Annotated in this window: 29 protein-coding genes and 1 other annotated feature; of the genes, 8 read left to right on the forward strand and 21 right to left on the reverse strand. The window is 36.5% G+C overall.

The window, feature by feature from the left end:
- The first annotated feature begins 1 nt into the window (after window position 1).
- Entirely contained in the window at window positions 2-1,018 is a 1,017-nt protein-coding gene (locus ACVWNY_RS08965) for a LacI family DNA-binding transcriptional regulator (protein ID WP_454071265.1), read from the forward strand.
- Between the two features lie 10 nt (window positions 1,019-1,028).
- On the opposite strand, the gene ACVWNY_RS08970 is transcribed toward ACVWNY_RS08965, so the two are convergent.
- Window positions 1,029-1,661, reverse strand: a complete 633-nt coding sequence (locus ACVWNY_RS08970) for a VTT domain-containing protein (RefSeq protein WP_218326736.1) — start codon at window positions 1,659-1,661, stop codon at window positions 1,029-1,031.
- 167 nt (window positions 1,662-1,828) lie between these two features.
- Between ACVWNY_RS08970 and ACVWNY_RS08975 the strand changes: the two genes are divergently transcribed.
- Together ACVWNY_RS08975 and ACVWNY_RS08980 are read left to right on the forward strand one after the other, a co-directional pair.
- Window positions 1,829-2,767, forward strand: coding sequence for a 2-dehydropantoate 2-reductase (locus ACVWNY_RS08975; protein WP_218326737.1), 939 nt, complete (start codon window positions 1,829-1,831; stop codon window positions 2,765-2,767).
- Window positions 2,768-2,948: 181 nt separating this feature from the next.
- Window positions 2,949-4,280 (forward strand): amino acid permease, encoded by a 1,332-nt coding sequence (locus tag ACVWNY_RS08980; protein ID WP_454071266.1) that lies wholly within the window; start codon window positions 2,949-2,951, stop codon window positions 4,278-4,280.
- Window positions 4,281-4,322: 42 nt separating this feature from the next.
- Here the strand turns inward: ACVWNY_RS08980 and ACVWNY_RS08985 are convergent, their stop codons facing one another.
- From ACVWNY_RS08985 to rplK, 5 genes are all read right to left on the reverse strand, one after another.
- Window positions 4,323-4,976 carry an MIP/aquaporin family protein gene (locus ACVWNY_RS08985; protein ID WP_218326739.1) on the reverse strand — a complete coding sequence of 218 codons (654 nt, stop codon included), beginning with the start codon at window positions 4,974-4,976 and terminating at the stop codon, window positions 4,323-4,325.
- A 229-nt stretch (window positions 4,977-5,205) separates the two neighbouring features.
- Complete coding sequence (rplL, locus tag ACVWNY_RS08990; RefSeq protein WP_218326740.1) at window positions 5,206-5,577, reverse strand: 50S ribosomal protein L7/L12; 372 nt, start codon at window positions 5,575-5,577, stop codon at window positions 5,206-5,208.
- A 51-nt stretch (window positions 5,578-5,628) separates the two neighbouring features.
- The gene (gene rplJ / locus ACVWNY_RS08995; protein ID WP_218326741.1) at window positions 5,629-6,129 is read right to left on the reverse strand and encodes a 50S ribosomal protein L10; all 501 of its coding nucleotides are present in this window, start codon (window positions 6,127-6,129) and stop codon (window positions 5,629-5,631) included.
- A gap of 34 nt (window positions 6,130-6,163) precedes the next feature.
- Window positions 6,164-6,289: a sequence feature (ribosomal protein L10 leader region), on the reverse strand.
- A 44-nt stretch (window positions 6,290-6,333) separates the two neighbouring features.
- Window positions 6,334-7,023: a 50S ribosomal protein L1 gene (gene rplA / locus ACVWNY_RS09000; RefSeq protein ID WP_218326742.1), complete on the reverse strand. Its 690-nt coding sequence runs from the start codon at window positions 7,021-7,023 to the stop codon at window positions 6,334-6,336.
- Window positions 7,024-7,118: 95 nt separating this feature from the next.
- Window positions 7,119-7,541: a 50S ribosomal protein L11 gene (rplK, locus tag ACVWNY_RS09005; protein WP_218326743.1), complete on the reverse strand. Its 423-nt coding sequence runs from the start codon at window positions 7,539-7,541 to the stop codon at window positions 7,119-7,121.
- A 296-nt stretch (window positions 7,542-7,837) separates the two neighbouring features.
- On the opposite strand from rplK, the gene sdaAB reads away from it, so the two are divergent.
- Together sdaAB and sdaAA are read left to right on the forward strand one after the other, a co-directional pair.
- On the forward strand, window positions 7,838-8,512 hold the full coding sequence (sdaAB, locus tag ACVWNY_RS09010; protein WP_218326744.1) for an L-serine ammonia-lyase, iron-sulfur-dependent subunit beta: 675 nt from the start codon (window positions 7,838-7,840) through the stop codon (window positions 8,510-8,512).
- A gap of 12 nt (window positions 8,513-8,524) precedes the next feature.
- Complete coding sequence (gene sdaAA, locus ACVWNY_RS09015; protein WP_218326745.1) at window positions 8,525-9,412, forward strand: L-serine ammonia-lyase, iron-sulfur-dependent, subunit alpha; 888 nt, start codon at window positions 8,525-8,527, stop codon at window positions 9,410-9,412.
- A 41-nt stretch (window positions 9,413-9,453) separates the two neighbouring features.
- Here the strand turns inward: sdaAA and ACVWNY_RS09020 are convergent, their stop codons facing one another.
- The 5 genes from ACVWNY_RS09020 to rpmG all read right to left on the reverse strand — a co-directional run bounded on the left by ACVWNY_RS09020 (window position 9,454) and on the right by rpmG (window position 12,638).
- Window positions 9,454-10,545 (reverse strand): lactate oxidase, encoded by a 1,092-nt coding sequence (locus ACVWNY_RS09020; protein WP_218326746.1) that lies wholly within the window; start codon window positions 10,543-10,545, stop codon window positions 9,454-9,456.
- A 66-nt stretch (window positions 10,546-10,611) separates the two neighbouring features.
- Window positions 10,612-11,490: an alpha/beta hydrolase gene (locus tag ACVWNY_RS09025; RefSeq protein WP_218326747.1), complete on the reverse strand. Its 879-nt coding sequence runs from the start codon at window positions 11,488-11,490 to the stop codon at window positions 10,612-10,614.
- A 59-nt stretch (window positions 11,491-11,549) separates the two neighbouring features.
- Window positions 11,550-12,092, reverse strand: coding sequence for a transcription termination/antitermination protein NusG (nusG, locus tag ACVWNY_RS09030; protein WP_218326748.1), 543 nt, complete (start codon window positions 12,090-12,092; stop codon window positions 11,550-11,552).
- A 96-nt stretch (window positions 12,093-12,188) separates the two neighbouring features.
- Window positions 12,189-12,359 (reverse strand): preprotein translocase subunit SecE, encoded by a 171-nt coding sequence (gene secE, locus ACVWNY_RS09035; RefSeq protein ID WP_218326749.1) that lies wholly within the window; start codon window positions 12,357-12,359, stop codon window positions 12,189-12,191.
- Between the two features lie 126 nt (window positions 12,360-12,485).
- On the reverse strand, window positions 12,486-12,638 hold the full coding sequence (rpmG, locus tag ACVWNY_RS09040; protein WP_218326750.1) for a 50S ribosomal protein L33: 153 nt from the start codon (window positions 12,636-12,638) through the stop codon (window positions 12,486-12,488).
- Window positions 12,639-12,800: 162 nt separating this feature from the next.
- On the opposite strand from rpmG, the gene cbpA reads away from it, so the two are divergent.
- A complete protein-coding gene (gene cbpA / locus ACVWNY_RS09045) occupies window positions 12,801-13,433 on the forward strand; it encodes a cyclic di-AMP binding protein CbpA (protein ID WP_218326751.1) in 633 nt (210 codons plus the stop codon).
- A 38-nt stretch (window positions 13,434-13,471) separates the two neighbouring features.
- Here cbpA and ACVWNY_RS09050 read toward each other — a convergent pair whose 3' ends face one another.
- On the reverse strand, window positions 13,472-13,972 hold the full coding sequence (locus tag ACVWNY_RS09050) for a QueT transporter family protein (RefSeq protein WP_218326752.1): 501 nt from the start codon (window positions 13,970-13,972) through the stop codon (window positions 13,472-13,474).
- Between the two features lie 177 nt (window positions 13,973-14,149).
- Here ACVWNY_RS09050 and ACVWNY_RS09055 point away from each other — a divergent pair, with 177 nt between their 5' ends.
- Entirely contained in the window at window positions 14,150-15,127 is a 978-nt protein-coding gene (locus ACVWNY_RS09055) for a diacylglycerol/lipid kinase family protein (protein WP_218326753.1), read from the forward strand.
- Between the two features lie 17 nt (window positions 15,128-15,144).
- On the opposite strand, the gene recD2 is transcribed toward ACVWNY_RS09055, so the two are convergent.
- From recD2 to ACVWNY_RS09075, 4 genes are all read right to left on the reverse strand, one after another.
- On the reverse strand, window positions 15,145-17,562 hold the full coding sequence (gene recD2, locus ACVWNY_RS09060; protein WP_218326754.1) for an SF1B family DNA helicase RecD2: 2,418 nt from the start codon (window positions 17,560-17,562) through the stop codon (window positions 15,145-15,147).
- A 39-nt stretch (window positions 17,563-17,601) separates the two neighbouring features.
- Window positions 17,602-18,258 (reverse strand): histidine phosphatase family protein, encoded by a 657-nt coding sequence (locus ACVWNY_RS09065; protein ID WP_218326755.1) that lies wholly within the window; start codon window positions 18,256-18,258, stop codon window positions 17,602-17,604.
- A 50-nt stretch (window positions 18,259-18,308) separates the two neighbouring features.
- Window positions 18,309-18,815, reverse strand: coding sequence for a tRNA (uridine(34)/cytosine(34)/5-carboxymethylaminomethyluridine(34)-2'-O)-methyltransferase TrmL (trmL, locus tag ACVWNY_RS09070; RefSeq protein WP_218326756.1), 507 nt, complete (start codon window positions 18,813-18,815; stop codon window positions 18,309-18,311).
- Window positions 18,816-19,027: 212 nt separating this feature from the next.
- Window positions 19,028-19,855, reverse strand: a complete 828-nt coding sequence (locus tag ACVWNY_RS09075) for a methyltransferase domain-containing protein (RefSeq protein WP_218326757.1) — start codon at window positions 19,853-19,855, stop codon at window positions 19,028-19,030.
- 69 nt (window positions 19,856-19,924) lie between these two features.
- Between ACVWNY_RS09075 and ACVWNY_RS09080 the strand changes: the two genes are divergently transcribed.
- Window positions 19,925-20,560 (forward strand): copper homeostasis protein CutC, encoded by a 636-nt coding sequence (locus ACVWNY_RS09080; protein WP_454071267.1) that lies wholly within the window; start codon window positions 19,925-19,927, stop codon window positions 20,558-20,560.
- Between the two features lie 22 nt (window positions 20,561-20,582).
- On the opposite strand, the gene ACVWNY_RS09085 is transcribed toward ACVWNY_RS09080, so the two are convergent.
- From ACVWNY_RS09085 to yjbM, 5 genes are read right to left on the reverse strand one after another with little or no spacing between them, the layout of a single operon-like run.
- A complete protein-coding gene (locus ACVWNY_RS09085; protein ID WP_218326759.1) occupies window positions 20,583-21,032 on the reverse strand; it encodes an NUDIX hydrolase in 450 nt (149 codons plus the stop codon).
- 29 nt (window positions 21,033-21,061) lie between these two features.
- Window positions 21,062-22,429 carry a magnesium transporter gene (gene mgtE, locus ACVWNY_RS09090; protein WP_218326760.1) on the reverse strand — a complete coding sequence of 456 codons (1,368 nt, stop codon included), beginning with the start codon at window positions 22,427-22,429 and terminating at the stop codon, window positions 21,062-21,064.
- 10 nt (window positions 22,430-22,439) lie between these two features.
- A complete protein-coding gene (locus ACVWNY_RS09095; protein WP_218326761.1) occupies window positions 22,440-23,333 on the reverse strand; it encodes an RluA family pseudouridine synthase in 894 nt (297 codons plus the stop codon).
- Between the two features lie 2 nt (window positions 23,334-23,335).
- Window positions 23,336-24,133, reverse strand: coding sequence for an NAD kinase (locus ACVWNY_RS09100; RefSeq protein ID WP_218326945.1), 798 nt, complete (start codon window positions 24,131-24,133; stop codon window positions 23,336-23,338).
- Between the two features lie 2 nt (window positions 24,134-24,135).
- The gene (gene yjbM / locus ACVWNY_RS09105) at window positions 24,136-24,780 is read right to left on the reverse strand and encodes a GTP diphosphokinase (protein ID WP_218326762.1); all 645 of its coding nucleotides are present in this window, start codon (window positions 24,778-24,780) and stop codon (window positions 24,136-24,138) included.
- Window positions 24,781-24,838 lie beyond the last annotated feature (58 nt).

Below are 24,838 nucleotides of genomic sequence, written 5' to 3' on the forward strand. Positions count from 1 at the left end.
TGTGAAACCTACAGTAAAAGACGTCGCTAAAAAAGCCAATGTCTCTCCTTCAACTGTCTCACGTGTAATCAATGATCATCCTAGTATTTCAGATGATACGAAAGAAAAAGTTCGAAAAATCATGCAGGAGATGAATTATTTCCCTAATGCAGCCGCTAGAAATCTTGGCAAACAAAAAGCTAATGCAATTGCGGTCATTTTACCGCCACTAGATTCTAAGGAACGGATTGGCAATCCTTTTTATCTAGAATTGATTAATACCGTCAATGAAGCGGCTCACGAATATCAAGTAACAACAGCGGTCGCTTCTGCAAAAACTATAGAGGCTTTGTTAGCTAGCGTGATGCGAATGTATCGCCAACAACAAGTCGATGGTTTTATTTTAAGTTATTCTGAGAATCGTGATCCTGTTGCAGAATATTTAATTGCTAACAAAATTCCCTTCACTTTAATCGGTCGACCAGCACAACAAGAATCCGCAGTTACTTATATCGATAACGACAATCAATTGTTAGGCAAGCAAGCCACAGAATTTTTGATCCAAAAAGGACATCAGAAAATTTTATTTGCTTCTAACGTTGACCAAGAAGTACTCTTTTTTGAACGCTATTTTGGCTATCAAGAAGCTTTGATGCGGGCGGGACTTACGACTTTTCCTGCCGCAACTTTCACTAAAACTGAGGATTTCACCAATTTTCCAAACCTAATCAAAGAAACCGAAGCTACAGCTTTAGTGGTAATTGATGATGTCTTTGCCCTTAGAATTATTCAATTGGCAAATCTACACGGTCTTGTTGTCCCTGATGATTTATCGCTGATCAGTTTCAACAATTCCATCTTTGCAACTTTGGTTCATCCTTATTTAACGACTGTTGATGTGGATATTACCGATCTTGGTCATTTGGCTACCGAAAAATTAATTGATCAAATTCAGCAAAAACCAGTTCATGGAAGTCAGCTGGTTGTCCCTCACGAATTAATTCAAAGAGAAACAGTTATAGCACGAAAAAACGCCTGATTGAAAACAATCAAGCGTTTTTTTGTTTCAAATACGGAAGAACCATCGGTACTAAAGAGACAAAGACTATCATTAGCATAATCAACGAAAAATGTTGGCTGACAATTGGAATATTTCCTAAAAAATAACCCGCTAAGGTCCCAGCTAATCCCCAAACAATCGCACCAAAAATGTTGAAAAAAGAAAAAGTTGGCCAATGCATTTTACTAGAGCCAGCAATAAATGGTACAAAAGTCCGCACAAACGGCATAAAGCGACCTAGAAAAATCGTCCACTTCCCTCGTTCATTAAAAAAATTCTCCGCTTCTCGCACTTTATCTTCTTTAATAAATCGACTAATTGGTGAATGATAGAGCGCCTTGACTCCTAAACTATGCCCCAGCCAATAATTCATCGTATCACCCAAAATAGCTGCTACAATACAGATTAAAATCACATATGGTAAATGTAAAACACTTCCGCCTAAAGCAGTTAAAGCTCCTGCCGCAAATAAAAAAGAATCCCCTGGTAAAAACGGAAAAACAACGACACCTGTCTCAATAAAAATAATACCAAATAGTATCGGATAAATACCTAATCCATATGTTGCTACCAACATTTGCATATGGGCGTCAATATGCAAAATAAAATCAATCAATGCCATTTCATTTACTCCTTCGAATTTTCTAAATTAATCATACGATTTTTTCTGAAAATTAAAAGGTATTTCATTTTTCTAAAGAGAAAAATAACTTTTTAGTTTTTACCAATCAAATCACTTCTCTGATTCTCTATCTTTTTTGTATACTGACTTTACGAGGAGTGATATTTATGAAAATTGCCATTGCGGGCGCCGGAGCTATGGGTAGCCGAATTGGTTTAATGTTACACGCTGCTGGGAATCAAGTAATTTTAATTGATACTTGGCCTGCTCATATTGCAGCGATCAGAGAAAAAGGTTTACTTGCAAACTTAAATGGTCAAGAAGCTGTAGCCCATTTGCCTATTTATAGCCCGACCGAATTACCTGCTGATTTACAAGTAGATTTAATCGTCGCTTTAACCAAATCGATGCAATTAGATCAAATGTTTCAAATGATTCAGTCACTAATTCATCCAACAACTTATGTTTTGTCCTTACTAAACGGCTTAGGTCATGAAGATACATTAGAGAAATACGTCCCTAAAGAAAACATTATCTTTGGAACGACTACCTGGACAGCTGGTCTAAAAGGTCCTGGTTATGCTGAATTAACTGGTACAGGTGCAATTGAGATGGAAAACATCGAACCTTCAGGTAAAGAATTTACTTTAAAGGTAGTTGACGTTTTTAAAAAAGCCAAATTAAATCCTGTGTATAGTGACAATGTACGCTACTCCATTTGGAAAAAAGCTTGCATCAACGGTACTTTAAATGGTTTATGCACGATTTTAGATTGCAACGTCGGTGAACTTGGAAATTTAACTGTCACCAAAGATTTAATTACGGCAATTGTTTCTGAATTTGCCACGGTTAGTCAGCAAGAAGGTATTCACCTTGATCAAGCGTCGGTCATTGCAGCCATTGAAGCTACCTACGATCCCGAAACTCAAGGCAGACATTATCCATCAATGTATCAAGATTTAATTAAAAGCCAGCGCAAAACTGAGATCGACTATATCAACGGTGCTGTTTGGCGTAAAGGACAGCGTCTGGAAATTCCTACTCCTTATTGTGCCTTCCTAACAGAATTAATTCATGGCAAAGAACAATTGTTAAATGCTAAATAAAAAATGCCACTGTTTATTGTAAACAGTGGTATTTATTTTATCGAAAAATTTTTCATGTTTTTAATTTTTATGAATGATTTATAAAACTAAGTTCATAATACTGGCTGAATAATTCTTTTCTGCTATTATTATTTAGAATTATCTGAATATTTCAAATTTACTTATTATATAAGGAGAGCTTATGGAAACGAATTTACAAAAGAAAATGACCGCTCGCCACATCACAATGTTGGCTTTAGGTGGTGCAATTGGTGCTGGTTTATTTAAAGGTAGTGGAGAAGCTATCGGCATTGCCGGCCCATCAGTCATATTAGCTTTTCTAATTGGTGGTATGATACTTTTTATCGTCATGAGTGGACTAGGTCGATTGATTTTAGACCAAGAAAATGTTCATGGTCTGTCAGGAATTGTTCAACCTTATTTAGGAGATCACGCGGCGGACTTTATTGATTGGCTCTATTGGTCCTTGTGGATGGTTAATATTATCGCTGAAGCCGTAGCTGCCGCAACTTTTTTACAGCTGTGGTTTCCTCATGTACCCGCCTGGATATTTGTCTTGTTTTTAGCAATTTTAACCACCATGATTAATTTATATTCAGTGACTTTATTTGCTGAAACTGAGTATTGGCTCGCTTTTGCGAAAATTACCATTATTTTAATTTTGATTGCACTAGGTGGCTATCTGGTTGCCAATGAAGTTTTTCATATAGGCTTTAGCGCGACCCTTGCGAAAATGAATAGTCATGGAGGTTTTGCACCTCACGGAATAAAAGATTTAATTAGTTCTCTATTGGTTGTTATCTATTCTTACGGTGGATCGGAATTAATTGCCATCACTGTAAGTGAAACTGAAAATCCAAAAATTGCGATACCTAAAGCTATCAAAGGGGTCATGGGACGAATTATTTCCTTTTACATTGTACCAATGATTTTACTTATGATTATTTATAATTGGCAAACTCTGGCACAAACTAACATTAGCCCATTTGTCTTGGTTTTTGAGAAAGTGAATATCCCATTTGCATCGGATATCGTTAATTTCGTTATTGTATTAGCATTATTTTCATCAATTAATTCAGGAGTGTACGCATCATCAAGAACCCTTTACTTTCGATTAAAAGATAATCATGGATTTACTAAAAAATTAGCTGGATTGAACAAGCATCAAGTCCCTCAAAAAGCTGTTTTATTTTGTACCGGAACTTTATATATTGGCGTTATTCTGTCGTATTTTTTAGGCAACAATTTGTTTAATTATTTAGTAGGGTCAATTTCATATTCTGTCTTACTGACTTGGATGTTGATTAGCATTGGAGCCTTTGTATTGGCCCATAGGAAACATTCATCAAAGGATATTTTTTCTAGCGGATTTGCAATTGTTGCCTTAAGCTTAATTCTAATTGGAATTATTGCAAACAATAACTGGGGAGTTACGCTCTTCACAGGTATCTTATACTGTGTCATCTTTTTAAGTTTTCAAAAAAAGCAAAAACATACATTGCCAAATAATTAAAAACAAATCATGAGTTAGTTTGGACACTAACCCATGATTTGTTTATACTTCTTCACTACCCATAAATCGACCGACAAAAGCAGCAATAATCGCTCCTAAAGTTGGTGCCAATAAGTACACCCAATAATGACTTAACGCTGAACCACCAGCAAATAGAGCTGGTCCTAAACTTCTAGCGGCATTTAGAGATCCGCCTGTTAAATTCAATGCGACAATAATTAAAAATCCCAATGTGATTCCGATTGCTAATGGTGCCATCTGACTATTACCATATTTTTTACTAGTAACCATCAAAATGACCAGTACAAATAAAAATGTAATTAAAGTTTCAAATCCGAATGCTTGAACAACAGTGATATTAGGAAAATCTGTTTGACCTAGGCTGTCAGTTGGCAACCCCAAAGCACTCACATAAATAGAAATAATTGCTGAAGCAACAATTGCACCTAAAGCTTGGGCAATAATATAAAAAATACCATCCTTTATTTCAAGGCGCTTATTAATCATCATTGCAATCGAAACACCAGGATTAAAATTCCCTCCTGACACGCCACCAACCGCATAAGCCATCATGGTAATTGCCAAACCGAAGGCCAAGCCAATCGTCAAAGTCCCTCCTTTTGCAATAACAACACTCCCAGTCCCTATAAAGACCAACATAAATGTACCTAAAAATTCTGCTACATATTTTCTCATCTTTTAAACTTCTTTCTTTATTTGATAAGTTAAGATAATATAACAGAACCATACTTGTAAAGTAAAAACACTTTTCTAAAAATATAATCATTTTATGTGAAAAATAAAGCTAGATATAGTGAAATGAAAGCCTTTATATCACTTTATTGTGAGAGTCATTACTTTACCACTTCATTTAGAAATAACAAAAAAGCTAGCCATCTAATGATGACTAGCCAGATTAAAATGATTATTTTACAGTTACAGAAGCGCCAACTTCTTCTAAAGAAGCTTTTAATGCTTCAGCTTCGTCTTTAGAGATACCTTCTTTAACTGGTGCAGGAGCGCCATCAACTACAGCTTTAGCTTCTTTCAAGCCTAAGCCAGTTGCTTCACGAACTGCTTTGATAACTTTAACTTTTTGATCGCCAACTGCTGATAATTCAACTGTGAATTCAGTTTGTTCTTCAGCAGCACCAGCAGCAGCGCCGCCAGCTACAGCAGCTACAGGAGCAGCAGCTGTTACGTTAAATTCTTCTTCGATAGCTTTTACTAAGTCGTTTAATTCTAAGATTGTCGCGCCTTTTAGTTCTTCGACAATATTTTCAATGTTCAATGCCATTTTAAATTTCCTCCATATAAGTAAGTTTTATTTTTTTATATTATGCAGCAATTAAGCCACTTCTTCTTCTTTTTCTGCGACTGCTTTGACAGCGTAAGCCACGTTGCGGACTGGCGCTTGTAATACAGACAATAGCATAGATAGAAGACCATCGCGGTTTGGTAATTTTGCAAGAGCAGTAATTTCTTCGATAGAAGCTACTTTTCCTTCAATAATACCACCTTTGATTTCTAATTCATTAGCAGTTTTTGCAAACTCAGCCATAATCTTAGCTGGTGCAACAACATCATCATTACTGAATGCTACAGCTGTAGGACCAGTAAATACTTCACCTAAACCATCTAGACCAGCAATAACTGCGGCACGGCTTAAGATAGAGTTTTTGATAACTTTCATTTCAACATTTTCGTCACGTAATTGTTTACGTAAGTTTGTTACTTCTTCAACTGTTAAACCACGGTAATCCACGATTACAACAGATGATGCTGCTTTAAACTTTTCAACAACTTCATCAACGATTGCTGATTTTTTTGCGATTGCTACTTCACTCATTTTATGTTTCACCTCCTGATTTTGATGGATGGATTTTTTCAATAAAAAAACCCTATGCCACCGTAGACATAGAGGGACTATTGAATGTTCTCAATAAATGTCCTCGGTAGGAAATTAAGGCAATGCCACCTACTGTCTTCGGTACGATTAAATTATTAACCTCAGACACCTTATCATAGATAAAGTGTCTGAGTCAAGTATTTATTAGAATGAAAATTGATCAACATGGATCCCAGGACCAAATGTAGTAGTCACTGTGATATTTTTGATGTATTGACCTTTGGCAGTCGCAGGTTTCACACGTAATAAAGTATCATTGATTGTGTTAAAGTTTTCGATTAATTTAGCATCGTCGAAAGAAACTTTTCCGATTGGCACGTGGATGTTACCAGCTTTGTCAACACGGTAAGTTACTTTACCAGCTTTAACTTCTTCAACAGCTTTTGTTACGTCCATTGTTACAGTACCTGTTTTAGGGTTAGGCATTAAACCTTTAGGGCCTAAGACACGTCCTAAACGACCTACAGTCGCCATCATATCAGGAGTTGCTACAACAACGTCAAAGTCAAACCATCCACCTTGGATTTTTTGAACTAAATCGTCGTCACCAACGAAATCTGCACCAGCTGCTTCAGCTTCTTTTGCTTTATCGCCTTTAGCGAATACTAAAACAGTTTGAGTTTTACCAGTTCCGTTTGGTAATACAACAGCCCCACGAATTTGTTGATCTGCTTTTTTAGGGTCAACGCTTAATTTATAAGCAACTTCAACAGTTGCGTCAAATTTTGCGAAGTTTGTTTCTTTTGCTAAAGCGACAGCTTCTGTAACTGCGTATGCTTTAGTTGCGTCAATTTTTTTCAATGCATCTTGCATTTTTTTGCTTTTTTTAGCCATTTTGTTTCCTCCTTATGTGGTTATAACGGTAGAACCTCCCACGTGTTCTGATCTTTCAATCAAGAGCCAACTTCAGAAGCGTTCTAAATCAGGAATTAGTCTACTGTAATCCCCATGCTTCTTGCAGTTCCTTCAACCATGCGCATTGCAGATTCTACGTTTGCAGCGTTTAGGTCTTCCATTTTCAATTCAGCAATTTCTTGCACTTGTGCTTTCGTTACTGAAGCAACTTTATTTTTGTTTGGTTCGCCTGAACCTTTTTCAATGTTCGCTGCTTTTTTCAATAAAACAGCTGCCGGTGGTGTTTTTGTTACGAAAGTGAATGAACGATCTTCGTATACAGAAATCACAACTGGGATAATTAAACCTGCTTGATCAGCAGTACGTGCGTTAAATTCTTTAGTGAAGCCCATGATGTTAATACCGGCTTGACCTAAAGCTGGTCCTACTGGGGGTGCTGGAGTTGCTTTTCCTGCAGGAATTTGTAATTTAACAAGTTTTTCTACTTTTTTTGCCACGAGACATACCTCCTTGGGTCCGTGATGTGGTTAATGGAGATCAAGATTTCTCCTCCCACTTAAAACAGCGTGCGTAAATGCACACTTGAACATGATAGCAAAAGATATTTTTAAAATCAAGTCAAATTTATATTGTTTAAATTTTTAGACAATAATAATATGCTTCATACTCCCTTTAATAACTATTAGAATAACAAAATATTTTTCTTAAAATTTTTTATTGCAAAAAATTCCTATGTTACACTATTTATGAAGTCAAATGAGTTTTTTCACAAGAAATAAGGAGGGTTATTGTAATGGAAGTATTAAAATTCCGAAGTGTTTTTGATATTATCGGACCCGTTATGGTTGGTCCAAGTAGCTCACATACAGCAGGTGCTGCTAGAATTGGAAAGGTTGCCCGTATGATTTATGGTGAACAACCTGATTCCATCGAGTTTGATCTATATGAATCATTTGCTAAGACTTATCGTGGTCACGGTACCGATGTTGCTTTGGTTGGTGGAATTTTAGGTATGGATCCTGATGACCCACGCCTGTCTGATTCATTGAAAATTGCTCATGAACGTGGCATGGAAGTTTTATTTGTACCAAAAAAAGAAATTTCAAATCATCCAAATACTGTTACCGTTACCATGATCAAAGGCGATTACAAAATGTCGATCACTGGGGTTTCAATTGGTGGTGGTAACATTGAGATTACAGAATTAAATGGTTATAGTATTTCACTTTCAACTGGTGTACCAACCTATATCATTATGCACAAAGATGTTCCAGGGCTATTAGCTAAAATTTCTACTATTTTCTTGGCTCAAGGTTTAAATATTGGTAAAGCGACTATGACTCGTCAAACCAAGGGTGACAACGGAATCATTTTACTAGAAGTTGATGATACACCAGAAAATCCGGAACAACTGCGTCAAGATCTTAAATCCGTGGATAACGTCATTAGCGTTACCTACTACAAATAAGGGGGACTAAACATGTTTTATACTATTCAAGAGCTTGTTGAACAATCCAAAGATTACTCCTCAGTAGGAGAACTAATGATCCAAACTGAAATGGAATTGACTGATCGTACCAGAGAAGAAATCATTGGTTTAATGGAAAGAAACTTAGAAGTGATGGAAAACTCAATCGACGAAGGAATTGCCGGAGTAAAATCTGTTACTGGTATTACTGGTGGCGATGCCAAAAAAATGAATGACTACATTGAAAGTGGTAAATTCATGAGTGGAGATACAATTTTGAGAGCCGTTCGAAACGGAATTGCTACCAATGAAGTCAATGCCAAAATGGGCTTAATTTGCGCAACTCCTACAGCCGGAAGTGCTGGAGTTTTACCTGGTGTCTTAATGGCGGCTCGCGACAAACTAAACTTAAATCACGAAGAACAATTGGATTTTCTATTTACTGCTGGTGCTTTTGGCTTAGTGATGGCCAACAATGCTTCTATTTCTGGAGCTGAAGGTGGTTGTCAAGCTGAAGTTGGTTCTGCTAGCGCAATGGCGGCTGCGGCTTTAGTTACGGCAAATGGGGGTTCACCAGAAACTGCTTCTAATGCTCTGGCGATTACTTTAAAAAATGTAATGGGCTTAATTTGTGACCCAGTAGCTGGTTTGGTAGAAGTTCCTTGTGTGAAACGAAATGCTATGGGCGCTTCACAAGCATTTATCTCAGCCGATATGGCGTTAGCCGGTATTCGCAGTGTCATTCCACCAGATGAAGTAGTGGAAGCAATGTACCAAGTTGGACGTGCAATGCCTCAAATCTTTAAAGAAACAGCAGAAGGTGGCGTTGCAACTACTCCTACTGGTCTCCGCTTAAAACGTCAAGTTTACGGTGAAGAAAAAGAAACACAACCTGTATAAGCAAAAAAAGGATTGGCTCAAAAAGAGTCAATCCTTTTCTTTTACAATAAACTTGTATTTTTTACATCTTCAATATTTCTTGCGCCACCTAATTGCATAGTGATTGTCAATTCTTTATTAAAATGATCAAAAACAGACTTAACACCGGCTGATCCACCAAGATTTAAACCATAAATAATTGGTCGACCAATTGCAACAACATCTGCTCCACTTGCAAGAGCTTTAAAAATATGTTCCCCACGTCGAATTCCACTATCAAAAATAATTGGAACGCGTTTTGCGACAGCTGAAGCAATTGCTGGCAAGACTTCAAATGAAGCAGGTCCTCCATCCAATTGACGACCACCATGATTGGATACCCAAATACCGTCTGCTCCTGCGCTGATTGCTACAACAGCATCTTCAGGCGATTGTACTCCTTTGACAATCACAGGTAATCCGGTCAAATCTTTTACTTTTTGAATATCATCAGGTGCAATAGCTTGTTTAGCAGCAGCATAAATTTCCGCAATCCCTTTTCCTTCACCATCGCCACGACCATCTTTTTCACTGTAGGCTGCTAAATTCTTCATTGGAATAGGAAATTGAAATTGATTGACAATATCAGCTTCACGATAACCACCCAAAGTCGAATCGGCCGTCAATACAATTGCTTTGACGCCTGCTTTGACAGCTTCTTCTAAAATATATTGATTAAAGCCTTCATCTTTCGAAAGATATAATTGTAAGAACTGTGGTGCATTTTTTACAACTGCATCTCCAATTAAGGTTGTCGCATAAGTACTTATGGTAAAAATCGAGCCAGCTTCTGCCGTGCCAATCGCTGTAGCCACTTCACCTTTTGAATGAGATAAACCTTGTGCTGCAGACGGAGCTTCGATGATTGGTGATTTTAAATCAATCCCAAAAAGCTGTGTCGACAAATCTGGTTTTTCAATTCCTTGTAACACACGAGGCACAATTTTTTTCTTATTAAAGGCACTAGTATTTTCTCTTAATGTTATTTCATCTTCAGAACCGCCGCTGATATAACCAAACGCACCTTTGTCCATTTGTGCTTTGACCCGTCCTTCTAATGATTGAATGTTAACAATATCAATTGGATGTTCTTCATTACTAGTAATATAAGCCATTATAAATCCTTCTTTCTTTTGATTACTTTGGCATCATACATCTGTAATGAAAAGGCGGCAAGAAATTTAGCTTGCTTTGATTCCCCACAAAAATTTAGCTACAGATTGATCAACTTTTGGATTTTCATGTAAACGACTATGTTGGGCGTTGGCGCCGGTAAATACTTCATACGAAACAGTATCATTATGTGCTTTTAGTAAACTGAACAAAGCCAAAGCACTAGTTGTTGGTACCGTCCCGTCGGTAAATGTTTGCTTATCTAATTTCCCAGCAATCATCTTAATGTTTATATTTGTCGGAATATTATCTAGATGATCACGATAAAAAATATATCGATCTGATTCTTCAGCTGGCCCATTACGCAATAATTCTTTGACTATTTGCTGACTGGATGTATCTAAAAAATTATTGTACGGGGCTGCAATGGAAGCAAATTTATTGATTGTGACTACTTCATCTGTTTGCCCATAAGTGGCTAGACTTCTGACTAAACTGACACCACCCATCGAATGAGTAACAACATTAATTTGACTAACTCCCTGAGTTTTTAAATAAGTAAAAACATTATGTATCCATTCTGCTTGATTCCATTCATTGTTTTGATTATCGTCAAATAAAACTTGGATACTCGGATTATTATTTTGACTGCTTAATGCTCCATCAATGGATAAACGACCATCTACAGCTACACGAATAACCATTTCTCTTTTAGTAATTTCTTGCTTTTCCAAACGGTCTATCATGCCACCTAATGATTGATAAGTACCACCGTAACCATGAAAATAAACAGTCGGAACATTACTTTTTTCATAAGTATCTTGTCCATTTTTCTTGGTTTGACTAGTTTCGTTTGTTTTAGGTTGGGGTTGTTTATTCTGTTGTGTGCATCCGGCTGCAAAAACAATGACAATCAGCAGAACAACAAATAAAAAGACTTTTTTCATCTTAGCTCCTCGATTAAAAAAAGCTAAAGTAGAGTGATCTCATACTTTAGCTTCGATTTTTAAATTTTATCCACTTGATCAAAATCTAATTCGGTACTTGTTTCCCGACCGAACATATTAACATTGGCTTTTAATTTTTCTTTTTCTTCGTCAATTTCAGTAATCACACCTTCAAGACCTGCAAAAGCTCCTTCGATAATTTTTACAGTTTCACCAAGTTCTACTTCTAAATCGCTTTGACGTGTACTCATACCGATTGTTCTTAAAATATGGTTGATTTCCTCTGGCATTAATGGTGCAGGCTTGCTTCCTGCTCCGTGTGAGCCGACAAAACCAGTTACTCCTGGCGTATTACGCACAACATACCAAGAATCATCTGTCATGACCATTTCAACTAAGACATAACCAGGGAAAGTTTTATGAACTGTTTCTTTAACTTTGTCACCTTTGACTTCTGTTTCAGTTTCTTCAGGAACGACTACACGGAAGATATAATCTTCCATTCTCATACTTTGGGCACGGGATTCAATATTTGCTTTTACTTTGTTTTCATAGCCGGAATATGTGTGTAAGACATACCATTGTTTTTCAAAAGACTCCATTTTAATTAATCGGCTCCTCGTTCTAAAATAAAAAAACCTTAGTTCTCCAAGGTTTTTTCTCATTCACATTATAGCATGTTTTTAAATACTTGCCTACTACCCAATAATAAATTTAAATAGCAAACCAATCGCTGTATCCATGACATAAAACATCAAGGCAAAGATAATGGCTGTTTCGATAACTACTAACGAATCTTTTCGTAATTGTTTACGTGAAGGCCAAGTTACGATTTTCATTTCAGCTACTACGCTACGTAAAAATTTCACGGTTTTTCCTCCTAGTTTGTAATTTAATATTATTCTCACTGTAGATACCCTTCTACTTATTTATTGCTTTTAGTAAAACTGATACCTAGCTCATATGATGGTATTAAATTTCTTCTTTAGAAAATATTATTTTGTTTCTCTATGTAACGTATATTTTTGGCAATGTTTACAGAATTTATTGATTTCTAACCGCTCGCCTTTTTTTCCTTCGCTAATACTCTTTGTGTAGTTTCTAGAACCACAAACTGTACAGGCCAAGGCTGCTTTTTTTGTCGCCATCTGAATCCTCCTCGAACTAATTCAATGATAACATTATCATCAAAGATGCGGGCTGTCAATTGTCTCTGACGCTTTAAAAAGTTTCATAAAAATAATGCTCTTAGGATTAATAGTATGATAAGATAATGAAGAAATGAAGCCTATTATTGGAGGGTAACTTTAATGTTATTAGAAAGTTTGGTTTATCCAAAAGAAAACTTGACCACAATTACCGAATCTACCACATTACAGGAAGCGCTGGATATCTTAGAAAGTACTGGTTTTCGTTGTGTACCTATTTTAGATGAGAGTAAACAAATTTTTCGTGGAAATATTTATAAAATGCATATTTATCGCCATAAAGCCAATGGTGGTGATCTAAATTTACCAGTCACACATTTGTTAAAAAATGCTACAAAATTTATTTCATTAGACACTTCTTTTTTTAAAGTTTTCTTTAGTATCAAAGAATTACCGTATATTACAGTACTAGATGAGAACAATCATTTTTACGGTATATTGACTCACAGTACTTTACTAAATATGTTATCTGAATCTTGGAATTTCCGGACTGGCAGCTATGTATTAACTGTTGTTTCAGAAGGAAAAAAAGGAGATCTGGCAGCTATGACTAAAGCCATCGCGCGATTTACTAGCTTGGCTAGCTGTATCACATTAGATGTCGGTAAAGACAGTCGCCGGACTTTATTTACTTTACCTGCTGGCATTGATGAAAAAAAATTAAATAATATTATTGATCATCTTGAGCGTAAACATTTTGAAGTTGCTGAAGTCGAAGCGTTAACCATGAGATAAAAAATAAGCCTGAAACCAAAAAGTTTCAGGCCTTTTATTTAGATTCGATCACCAAAATCAACACCACGATTAATAAAGTACATTAATGGTGCTGAGATTGCCATAATAATAAATTCACTTAAAGCAGTCCAGCCATATGTCGGCCAAAATGGTGCGGCCACGGTAATATTTAACATTGCAGCAATCAATGCCATGCTGACAGTGAAGAATAATGTGTTTAAGGCCAAACGAACTTTGACGTTTGGAACAACTTTTTGTAAGGCACTTGTTAAGGCCAATGCCAACAACGTTTGGGCACCCCCAAAAACGACATCCGGCCAACCCATGCCAAAAATCGCATTGTAAACAACAACGCCACCTAAAATTCCCCATAAATATTTCCGATTAAAAACAACTAAATGATTCAGACTTTCAGAAATTCGAAATTGAATTGCGCCACTGGCAACGGGTGTCACTAAAATGGTTAATGCTAAGTATAATGCCATGATGATTCCGTTAGTTACGACCACTCTTGTTTTCTGTTTTTGTGCAATATGCATGTTTCCCCTTCTTTCTCCAAGTTTTGATAATGCGGGATGGTTGATGAACCGCAAACAACTTATTAAGGATAAAAAATTTACACCTAATTGTCAAGGTTTCTATGAAAGACTAAACTTTCTGGTGCCGCTTTTAGCTATCCTCTGTTATAATCATTTCTTGGAGAGGATGGCAAATTCATGAATTTTCACTATCATTTATTAATAAATCCGGCAGCAGGATCTGGAAACGCAGCTAAAAAAGCCCAAATCATTATTGATCTTCTAGACGAAAAGAATATAACTTATACGCCTTATTACACTAATTTTGCCGGCGAAGAAAAAGACATCGTCAATAAAATTATGCCCTTATTATCTACCTGGGAAGCTGATACTGAATATGAAGTCTTTCATCTTTTAATTATTATCGGTGGCGATGGTACTCTACATGAAGTCGTTAATCAATTTTATTTGTCTGCCCACGACTTTCCTGTGAGCTATATTCCAGCCGGCTCTGGCAATGATTTTGCTCGTGGTATAGGACTGTCCGCAAATCCAAAAGTAGCTTTAGAGCAAATTTTAGCAGCTAAGGCTCCGCAAAAAATTAATGTTTTAACTTACGAAGAAAAAATCAATGAAGAATTTGGTTTAGTTCTAAACAATGTTGGGATTGGATTAGATGCCCTGATTGTCTCAACTACCAATGCCTCAACAGCAAAAAAAGTTTTAAATAAATATCATTTAGGTTCAGCAGCTTATTTATTTTCATTGGTTAAAGCCGTTTTTCAGCAAAAGCCGTTTCCGATTCTAGTTGAGCTAAATGGTCACCAAGAAACTTTTCAAAGAACTTTTTTATGCACTACTACGAATATTCCTTATTTTGGTGGTGGTTTTGCCATTGCACCAATGGCTGATCCAAAAAAAGAAACGATTGATTTAGTCATCGTGGAGCGACCTAGTTTCCCTGCTATATTACGTTTCTTTATCCAATTACTTATGAAAAAACATACGAACAATCGTCACTTTAAACATTTTACCAGTTCAAAAATCCGAATTGTCTCAGTTCAACCACAAGAAGGACAATCAGATGGTGAGGACATGGGTAAACGTTCATTTGATATTAGTTTTGCAACTAGTTCGCAACATATCTGGTATGCTGAAAAAGAGGAGCTCAACTAATCGTTGGACTCCTCTTTTTACATAAACATCTCTGGACGAATGTCTTCCATTCCAATTAATGGATCAATTGTTTGAGTTTGAATTAAGGCTTTCGTTAATATCTTAGGACCAAAAGCAGCTTCAACTACTTTTTCAGTTGTTTCTTCTTCAAAAGGCGCTTCCATACTCTTCACTTTTTCCATTTGTGTTACGGCTTGCTCGCCATGAGTAATTCGCTCAATCAGAGTTGTTTTTCTTACAGCTGATTCCTTCGAAACGCAAACTTCAAAAGCTTCCACTTCTCCTAACAAAATGAGCCGATCTTTACTGCGTGTTACTGCAGTATATAATAAATTTCGTTGTAGCATTCGCTGGTATTGCCGTACCATCGGTAACAACACCATCTCAAACTCACTACCTTGCGCTTTATGAATAGAACAACAATAAGAAAGCTTAATTTTATTCCAATCATTTCTTTTGTAACTGACTTCATTGCTGTCAAAGGCAATCACTAATTCATCGACTTTATCTTCTGATTCCTTAGCTGGAATAATTCCGACAATAATGCCCATATCGCCATTAAAAACATTTAATTCTGGTTCATTAACTAATTGTAAAACCTTATCGCCAATTCGATAAACATTTTCGTTCCAACTCACTTCTTTTTTCTTACCATCGGGATTAGGATTAAAAATCTCTTGCATCATTTTATTAATTGCATCAATTCCTGCTGGTCCTCGATACATTGGAGCCAAAACTTGTACATCCTGAGCTGAGAAACCTTTTTGCTTCGCCTTCTCAACAATTTGGCGGATGACTTGTTCCATTTGAAAAGCATTACAAGCAATAAAAGAACGATCCTTTTGATTTTGTTGAAAATCTTTAGGTAAACGACCATCCTTAATTTCATGAGCTAATGGGATGATAGAAGAAGAGTCACCTTGACGATAAATTTCTGTTAGCTCCATCTTAGGAATATCTTCAACTTGTAATAAATCATGAAAGACTTGTCCTGGGCCAACTGATGGCAACTGATCTTTATCGCCAACTAAAATAATTTGCATATTATTGGGGATCGCTTTTAGCAACGTATTAGCCAGCCAAGTATCTACCATCGACATTTCATCGACTATTAATAAGCCACCTTCTAAATCCTTGGCTTCTATCTCAGGAGTCTTTTCTCGTCCATTTAACCCCAATAACCGATGAATCGTACTAGCTGGCAATTCGGTGGTTTCATTCATCCGTTTGGCTGCCCGTCCGGTGGGTGCCGCTAATAGAATTGGAAATATGGCTTGCGTGTAATCGCTAGGATCTAATGATAAATCATTCAATTCAGCAAATAATTGTACAATACCATTAATTACAGTGGTCTTTCCTGTCCCTGGACCACCAGTTAAAATAAATAATGGTGAAGCGATTGCTTTTTGGATTGCTTGATCCTGTGAATCTCCGTAAGTAATTTTTAAGCGTTTTTCAATCACCCGTAACTTTTTTGTGATTTCTTTTTTATCATAACTAATCTCTTTTTTACGGGCCAATAATCGTTCGATGCTAGAAGCAATGCCCCACTCACTAAAGAATAAGGTATTCTCATATATTTTGGTGGCATCCTGCTGAATTTTATCTTCTTCAACTAATTCAATGATAGTATCGGCTACTTGATTAGGAGATATTTCCACGGGACGAGAATTTTCTAATAAATTCAAGGTCTCGTTTAATAATTCTTGTGCTTCTACGTAAGTATCGCCGCTTTGATTAGCATCTTCATTAACCTGATGTAAAATAGCTGCCCGAATTCTTGCCTTACTGTCAGCCGCTATGCCTAATTGTTCAGCTAAATTATCAGCTTTTTTAAAGCCAATTCCTTCAATATCTTCCACTAAGCGATAAGGATTTTCATGAATTACATCTAAAGCTTCTTGGCGATACATCTGAAAAATTGCAAAGGATAATCGGCTACCAAAGCCATATTTTGTTAAGCCAACAATCACTTGTTCCATCCCATAATTTTTACGAATAGTCTCGACAATTTGGGCTTTTTTCTTTTGGTTTAGGTTGGGAATCTGATTTAAGTTGTCGGGATTTTGATTAATGGCATCAATAGCACCTTCTCCTAAGATTTCAACAATTTTTTCTGCTGTTTTCTTTCCGATTCCAGGAAATTTTTCACTTGATAAATAATTGATAATCCCATTAGTAGAAGTAGGCTGGGCTTGTTCATAACGCTCAACTTGAAATTGCTTGCCATATTTAGGGTGATCCACAAATTGTCCGACAAAACGATATTCTTCATCTTCTTGAAGATCACCAAAACTACCAGTGGCGACAATTTCACTTTCCAAGTAATCGCTATTGGTCTCTGTAATTTTTATCAACAAAACTTTGTAAAAGTTACTAGGATTCTGGTAGAAAATAGCTTCTAGTCGCCCTTTAAGATAGATTTCCTCAGACAATTGTTTCACCTCCCGTAAAAATATAGCTACTATTAAAAATTATAACATTGCATCAATTTGCTGATTAACACCTGCTAGAAAACTAACATCATTCCATTTTACCATTTTATAAGGCGGTTCAAAATGATCAGTTTCTAAAACTGTTAGACTGTTGTTAAACAAACCACCCTGTTCCCTTAATTGAGACAAAGGTTTGCCCGTTAACGATTGAATAGCTGCGGTTAAAGCTGCACCATGACCAACAAATAATAGCGGACCTTCTTTAGCTTCTAAAACAGCTTCACCAACTAGCCCATCTACTCGAGCCAACATATCTTCAATCGGTTCGCCACCAAAAGCTTCCGGATGATAGTTTTCCAAATGATGTCGTAGATTATCTAAGTCAGTTGGGTATTTTTCCCGCATTTCTTCAATTAATTGTCCTTCTAAACTACCTAACCCTAATTCTCGTAAATCATCGGTTTTGACAATCGGCACAGGTTGTTCTAAATGTTGGCTAATTCCTTCAGCGGTCAAATAAGCACGTTTTTGACTACTGGTATATATTTTTTCAAAAGGAATGTCTTTTAAAGTTTTTCCTAAAGCTTCAATCGCCGCAAAGCTTTCTGGTAATAATGGAGAATCCCCCATCATTCCTTGAAATCTTTTTTCTTGATTCCATTGTGTTTTACCATGACGAGTAAAATATAATTTCATGAAATCCTCCTAGTTTAAATAGTTTCAAGACAAATATGAGATTAAAAACTTTAATCTAATTTATCATGCTCATAATGATGTTGTAACTCTAAAGCTGGAAAATTTTGTTGTCTTAACGCTTCATAAACAACTAACGCCACCGTGTTGGATAAGTTTAACGAACGCACATGCTGGTCATTCATAGGAATACGTAGGCATTTCTCTTCGTTTTCACGCATGAAAGTCTCAGGTAAGCCAGTTGTTTCTTTACCAAACATGAAATAATGATCTCTTTCATCTTGGTAGTTGACTTCAGAATATACTTGATTGGCAAATTTAGTAATCAAATGCAAAGGATTTTCTCCCACATAAGTTAAAAAAGCCGCTAAATTTTCATGATAGGTAATGTTTACCTCATGCCAATAATCTAAGCCTGCACGTTTTAAATGTTTATCATCAGTTGAAAATCCCAAGGGTTCAATTAAATGTAAGGGTGAATTAGTAGCAGCACAAGTACGAGCAATGTTGCCGGTATTGGCTGGAATTTGTGGTTCAAAAAGTACGATATGATTTGTCATTTGATGGCCTCCTTGATTTAGACAAAAAAAAGAACGTATCAACTCGGTGTCTTGCACGGCGAGCTGCTACGTTAGTGAAGCACTTTTCACTATCTTTTATCAGAACAGGAACCTGATAAAAACCAATGAAAAACAACTTGTTTGTACTATACCACCATGAAGTAAGAAAATCAACCCTGAAAACCAACAAAGTTTTGCTGAAAACGCTATCTCTAATAACCTTCTAAGATCTCTACATCAATCGTAATTTTTTTCAGTGGATTGGCGATTAACTGGGCTTTTATTTCTGCTGTCGCCTGCCATTCCAAAGGTGACATTTCTAGAAAATCTAATTGTAATTTATCTGGAATGTCAAATTCATAAGTGACACGACGCTGTCTAACATCAGACATTTCTTCTTTGAAGCGTTCAATCACTGCTTGATTGGAATAGGGTTTACCATCAGGGAAGACTTTTTCCCGCAACTCTTTCAGATAGTTCTCTTGTGGGACGACTTTTAAAACTTGCCCACCTTTTTTTAATACCCGCCGAAATTCACTATATTGTGAAGGTGAAAATATATTTAAGATGGTCGTAAAAGAATCATCACTAAAAGGTAAATTGGTTAAATCAGCGACACACCAAAAAGCCTTTATTAGTTGATTGGTGGCTAAATAAATACCCTCTTTAGAAATATCAAAGCCAATTTTCGTCGGAATCTCTTTTAACTGAGACAATTGATTTAAAAAACTTCCTTCACCACAGCCGACATCTAAGATATTGTCGCCTTTTTGCCATTCACTGATTTGATTAATTACAGGTTGATACATTCCAGAAGCAATCATTTTACCTCGCGGGACAAACATCTCTTTTTGGTATTCCGTTTTAATTTGATGATCTAAAAAATAAAGAGTGCCCTTTTTAGCTAGATCAAAACGATGATTATTTTTACAAATCAAACTTTTTTCAACAGCTGACATCTGATGGTGACATTTTGGACAGCGGAAATAGCCACCATGTTCCTTCAGAAATTTCTCAGCAAGATCAATTTTTTTCAACATTTTTATTCCTCAATTTCTAATCCTTAATCTGTTGACTCCTATGTTACACTATCTGAGGGAGGTAGGAAAATGATTAAAGAATTTTGTGCCGAAAACTTTACCGATTTACCAAAAGCAATCGCTGCTGGCGCTAGTCGGATTGAACTTTGTGATAACCTAGCTGTCGGTGGAACAACACCAAGCCTGGGTGTAATTGAAGAAGCAATGGCTTATGCTAGTGAAAAACACGTACCGATTATGACCATGATTCGCCCCCGTGGCGGCAATTTTGTTTATAATGATCTTGAACTTAAGATTATTGAAAATGATTTAATTCATGCAAAAAATGCTGGTATAGATGGCATCGTATTTGGCTGTCTAACTGCAGAAAATGAAGTTGATGAGGAAGCCGTTGAAATGATTTTAGGCAACAGTAGCGGATTACAAACAACTTTTCATATGGCTTTCGATGAATTAAGTCATGAAGAACAGCTGAAAACAATTGATTGGTTTGTACAATTAGGGATTGACCGGATTTTAACTCACGGAGGTCCAGCGACTCAGACAATTGATGAATGTCTGCCGTACTTAAAGGAATTAGTTGATTACGCAGATGGTCGTATCATTATTTTGCCAGGAGGCGGAATTAATGCAAATAATATTGATAAAATTACCGAATTTCTCGGCGTAAAAGAAGCTCATGGAACGAAGATTGTGACATTTTAAAAAGAAGCCAAAACAACCATTATCAAAGTTGTTTTGGCTTCTTTTCTTTGATAAAGGATTCAACCCTATGAATCCATTTATTCTTCTTAAAACGCAAACGAATCGGATAACGACCAGTTTGAAAATCTTTTATCTGCTTACGGCGATCTCCGTATAAATTTAGCGGTAGACTATCAATATCAAAAAAACTATAGGCACTATATACATCAGAATCCATTTTACTTTGATATTTTGCTTCTTCTACTTTATAAATGTAAGTAATATCATCAGAATATTCCTTCGTATAAATGCCAATCAGCTCTTTAACCTTTGCTTCAAAATCAAGATTTTCATAAATAATTTGTTGCAAACCTTCTCGTTCACCGATTTTTTCCGGTAACACACCGCCTGGTAGATCCCAGATGGGTATCCCCGGTGTTCGCACTAATAAAATTAATCCATTTCGAATAATAATTCCATAGGCTTTTTTCATTTCATTCACCCGTGTTTTCTTTTTTGAAGTTAATTAATAAAGCGATCCATAAACATACTAGCAATATTAAAATAAATCAGCACGCTGGTCAAATCGCTCAAAGTCGTAATAAATGGACCAGAAGCTACTGCTGGATCAAAACCTAATTTTTCCATCAACATCGGAATAAAACTTCCTGCTAAATTGGCAACAGTTATCGCTGCCATCATAGCCGTACCAATGACAAACCCTAAAATAAAATTACTCTTCCAAATACCCACAATAACAAAAATAGTAACACCCGTCACTAAACCTGTTACCAAACCTGTTAAAATTTCACTGAGAATTAATTGCCCAAAACTTTTATCTTCATCATCAGAGATCGCTAACCTTCTAACGGCTACTGCTAAAGATTGGGTACCAGCATTTCCGGCCGTTCCGGTAATCAAAGAAATAAATACTGCTAAAATACTCGCTTTACTAACCAAAGCTTCATAGTGATTAATTAAAGTTGCTGTCGTCATCCCTAAAAATAGTAAAGTAATCAGCCAAGGCAATCGTCTTGAAGCAGCTTTTAAAGGATTTTCGCTGATTTCATCAACGTTAACCCCCGCCAAACCAGAGTAATCACTGGCTGCTTCATCATCAATGACATCAATAATATCATCAACTGTCACGATTCCTAATAAATGATCTTCATAGTCTGTAACTGGTAAGGCAAGAAAGTCATAATCCCGAAAAGTCTGCGCCACATCTTCTTGATCATCACCGACGTGAACGGAAATTACCCGCTCACTCATGACGTCTGCTACCATCGCATCTTCATCATTAATAATTAAATCTCTTAAAGAAATAACTCCGACTAATTGATTATCATTATTTACTACATAAGTATAATAAATGGTTTCTGCCAATTCAGCCTCAGATTTCAAGACATACATTGCGGAGCGCATCGTTTGATTCGCTACGATAGAGACATACTCTGTCGTCATTAATGAACCGGCTGTTTCATCTTCGTAATGTAATAATTCACGAATCTCGTTGGCATGTTCACTATCCATATAGCTTAAAAATTGGGGCACCAACTTTTTGTCTAATTCATTTAGCAAATCCACCGCATTATCGGTGTACATTTGAGATAACATTTCAGCGGCATATCGTGGACGCATCTCAGTTAAATATTCTTCCACATGTTCATCGTCTTCTTCAATCACGTCAAACATGTCAGCCAACTCGTCAGGAGACAGATAAGCATAAACCAAATGACGTTCGTCAGCTGATAAACCTTGATAAAACTGCCCTTGATCATAAACATGTAAATCTAAAAAATGCTCACGGAAATCCTGTAACTGATTTTGATGTAACTCAGTTCTAAGCTGTTGGAAATGTTGTTCAAGTTCTTCTTGATTTTCATCCATTATACTCACCTCAAATCTTTTCTACGACTTCTCCCATGTCTAATGGCAAGGGTAATTTAAAAGTTAGCTCTTCATTGCTAAAAGGATGGGTAAAAGCTAAATAATAGCAATGCAATGCTTGACGTTTGATACCCATATCAAGATTACCGTGATAGAGTTCATCACCTAGCAACGGACAACCTAACTCGCTAAAATGCACGCGAATCTGGTGTGTTCTTCCTGTATGTAATTGGATATCTACTAATGCCACAATTGCATTTTTCTTTTCTAACCAATATTCTGTTAAGGCAGTTTGTCCATTTTCAATTACTTGCCTTTTCAATAAAGAAGACAGGTCACGTCCAATGGGGCAATCAATCATCTCATGATCCTTCAAATGATTTATTTTGCCACTAACTAAAGCTTGATATTTTTTGATCAACGTTTTGTTTTGTAACGCTTGATCTAATTTCGCATGGGCAAAACCATGCTTTGCAAATAACATCAACCCAGTTGTATCACGATCTAAACGAGTGACTACATGGACAACTTGATCGGGATAATTTTGTTGCACATAATAAGCCTTTACCCGATTAGCCATTGTTCCATTAGGATGATACTGCGCCGGAATCGACGCCACGTTAGCGGGCTTGTTAACAATCAAAAGATGTTCATCTTCAAAAACAATCTCGATTGGCGTTTCATCTAATAACAAGGTCTCATGGGGCAGTTCGTTAGGAATCACAACTGCTACCTTATCAAAAGGTTTTAAAGAATACAAGACGTTTTCGATTGACTGATTCACGTAAATTTCGCCGCCTTGAAATTTAATTTTTGCTAATAATTTTTTTGAGATCCCTTGTTTTTTTAAAAAAGTACGTAGTAATACTGATGCATCATCTTGATAAGTCCATTCAAATTTCAAAGTTAGTCCTCACGAATAAAGGCCTCTTTCACACGCCGCCAAAAATGCATGTGGCGATAAGCCGCAAATTGAATTTTTTCTGTCGCAATCCGATACTGAATCGAAGCGATATCTTGACCACTAATATCTAGTTGATCAATCGTTACTAAATGCTGACCCGCACTTTTTACTTTGATTTCCACCCAGTCATCTGGTCCTAAAATACTTGGTGAACCCAATGTTCTAAAGACACGATTATTTAATGAAGCGATCTCAGCTAATTGCATGGCATTAATACTCGGATGTACAACAGCACCGCCGACACTTTTATTGTGGGCCGTTGAACCAGTTGGTGTCGACATGGCTAGCCCATCTCCACGAAAACGTTCGAATAGTTCATCTTTAATATAAACATCGCAAACCATCGTGCGAGTGCCTTTTCGAATTGTTGATTCATTTAATGCTAGAAAATGTTGACTCTTTCCATCTGAAAAATTAACAATCACATCTAATAAAGGATAATTTACGCTGTTCTTATTGTCATTACATAATGAATCTACCAATTCTGGTAATTCATAATCCCGCCAATCAGTATAAAAACCTAAATGGCCAGTATGGACTCCTAAAAAACGAATGCGATCCAATTGATGACTATAACGATGAAAAGCTGAAAGTAATGTCCCATCTCCACCAATTGAGATGACTAATTCAGGATCACGCTCGACAATTTCAATCCCGCCTTTTTTTTTCAATAAAGGTTTTAAATCACGAAAAACTCTTAGTGAATCTGCCTCGTTGTTATGAATGATTCCAATCCGCAAACTCATTTTTCGTCACTCCCTTTTTCTCGATATTTACGATAAGAAAAGACATGTTGCGCTTCTTGAATCTCATCTCTGATACTAGACATTTCTTCGTCTAATTGATAGGCTGCCTCAGCTGCACGAAACAAACGATCACTAATTTCATCAGGAATTTCACCTTGATATTTATAATTCATAGAATGCTCGATTGTTGCCCAGAAATTCATTGCCAATGTTCTAATTTGTATTTCTGCTAAAATGATTTTTTCGCCTTCTAACATCTGCACCGGATATTCGATCACTAAATGATACGAGCGATAGCCACTTGCTTTACGATTCGTAATATAATCTCGTTCTTGGACAATTTTCATGTCTTTACGACTCCGCAAAACTTCGACTACTTGATGAATATCCTCAACAAATTGGCACATGATTCTCAAACCAGCAATGTCAGACATTTCTTCTTCTAGGCGTTCCAGTGGGATGGCTCGTAATTTGGCTTTATTTAAAATACTTTCAGCTGGCTTTACTCGACCAGTCACAAACTCAATTGGTACATGGTCTTCTTTTTCACGATATTGTTTACGCAGACCTCTTAATTTAATTTTCAATTCTGCTACGGCAAGTTCATAAGGGGCAAGAAATGCTTCCCAGTCTCTATCCATGCAAATCCCTCGCTTCTTTTTCCATTCTATCCTATATTATCACAAACTTAATCAATGC

The sequence above is a fragment of the Enterococcus sp. JNUCC 77 genome (genome assembly GCF_054819945.1).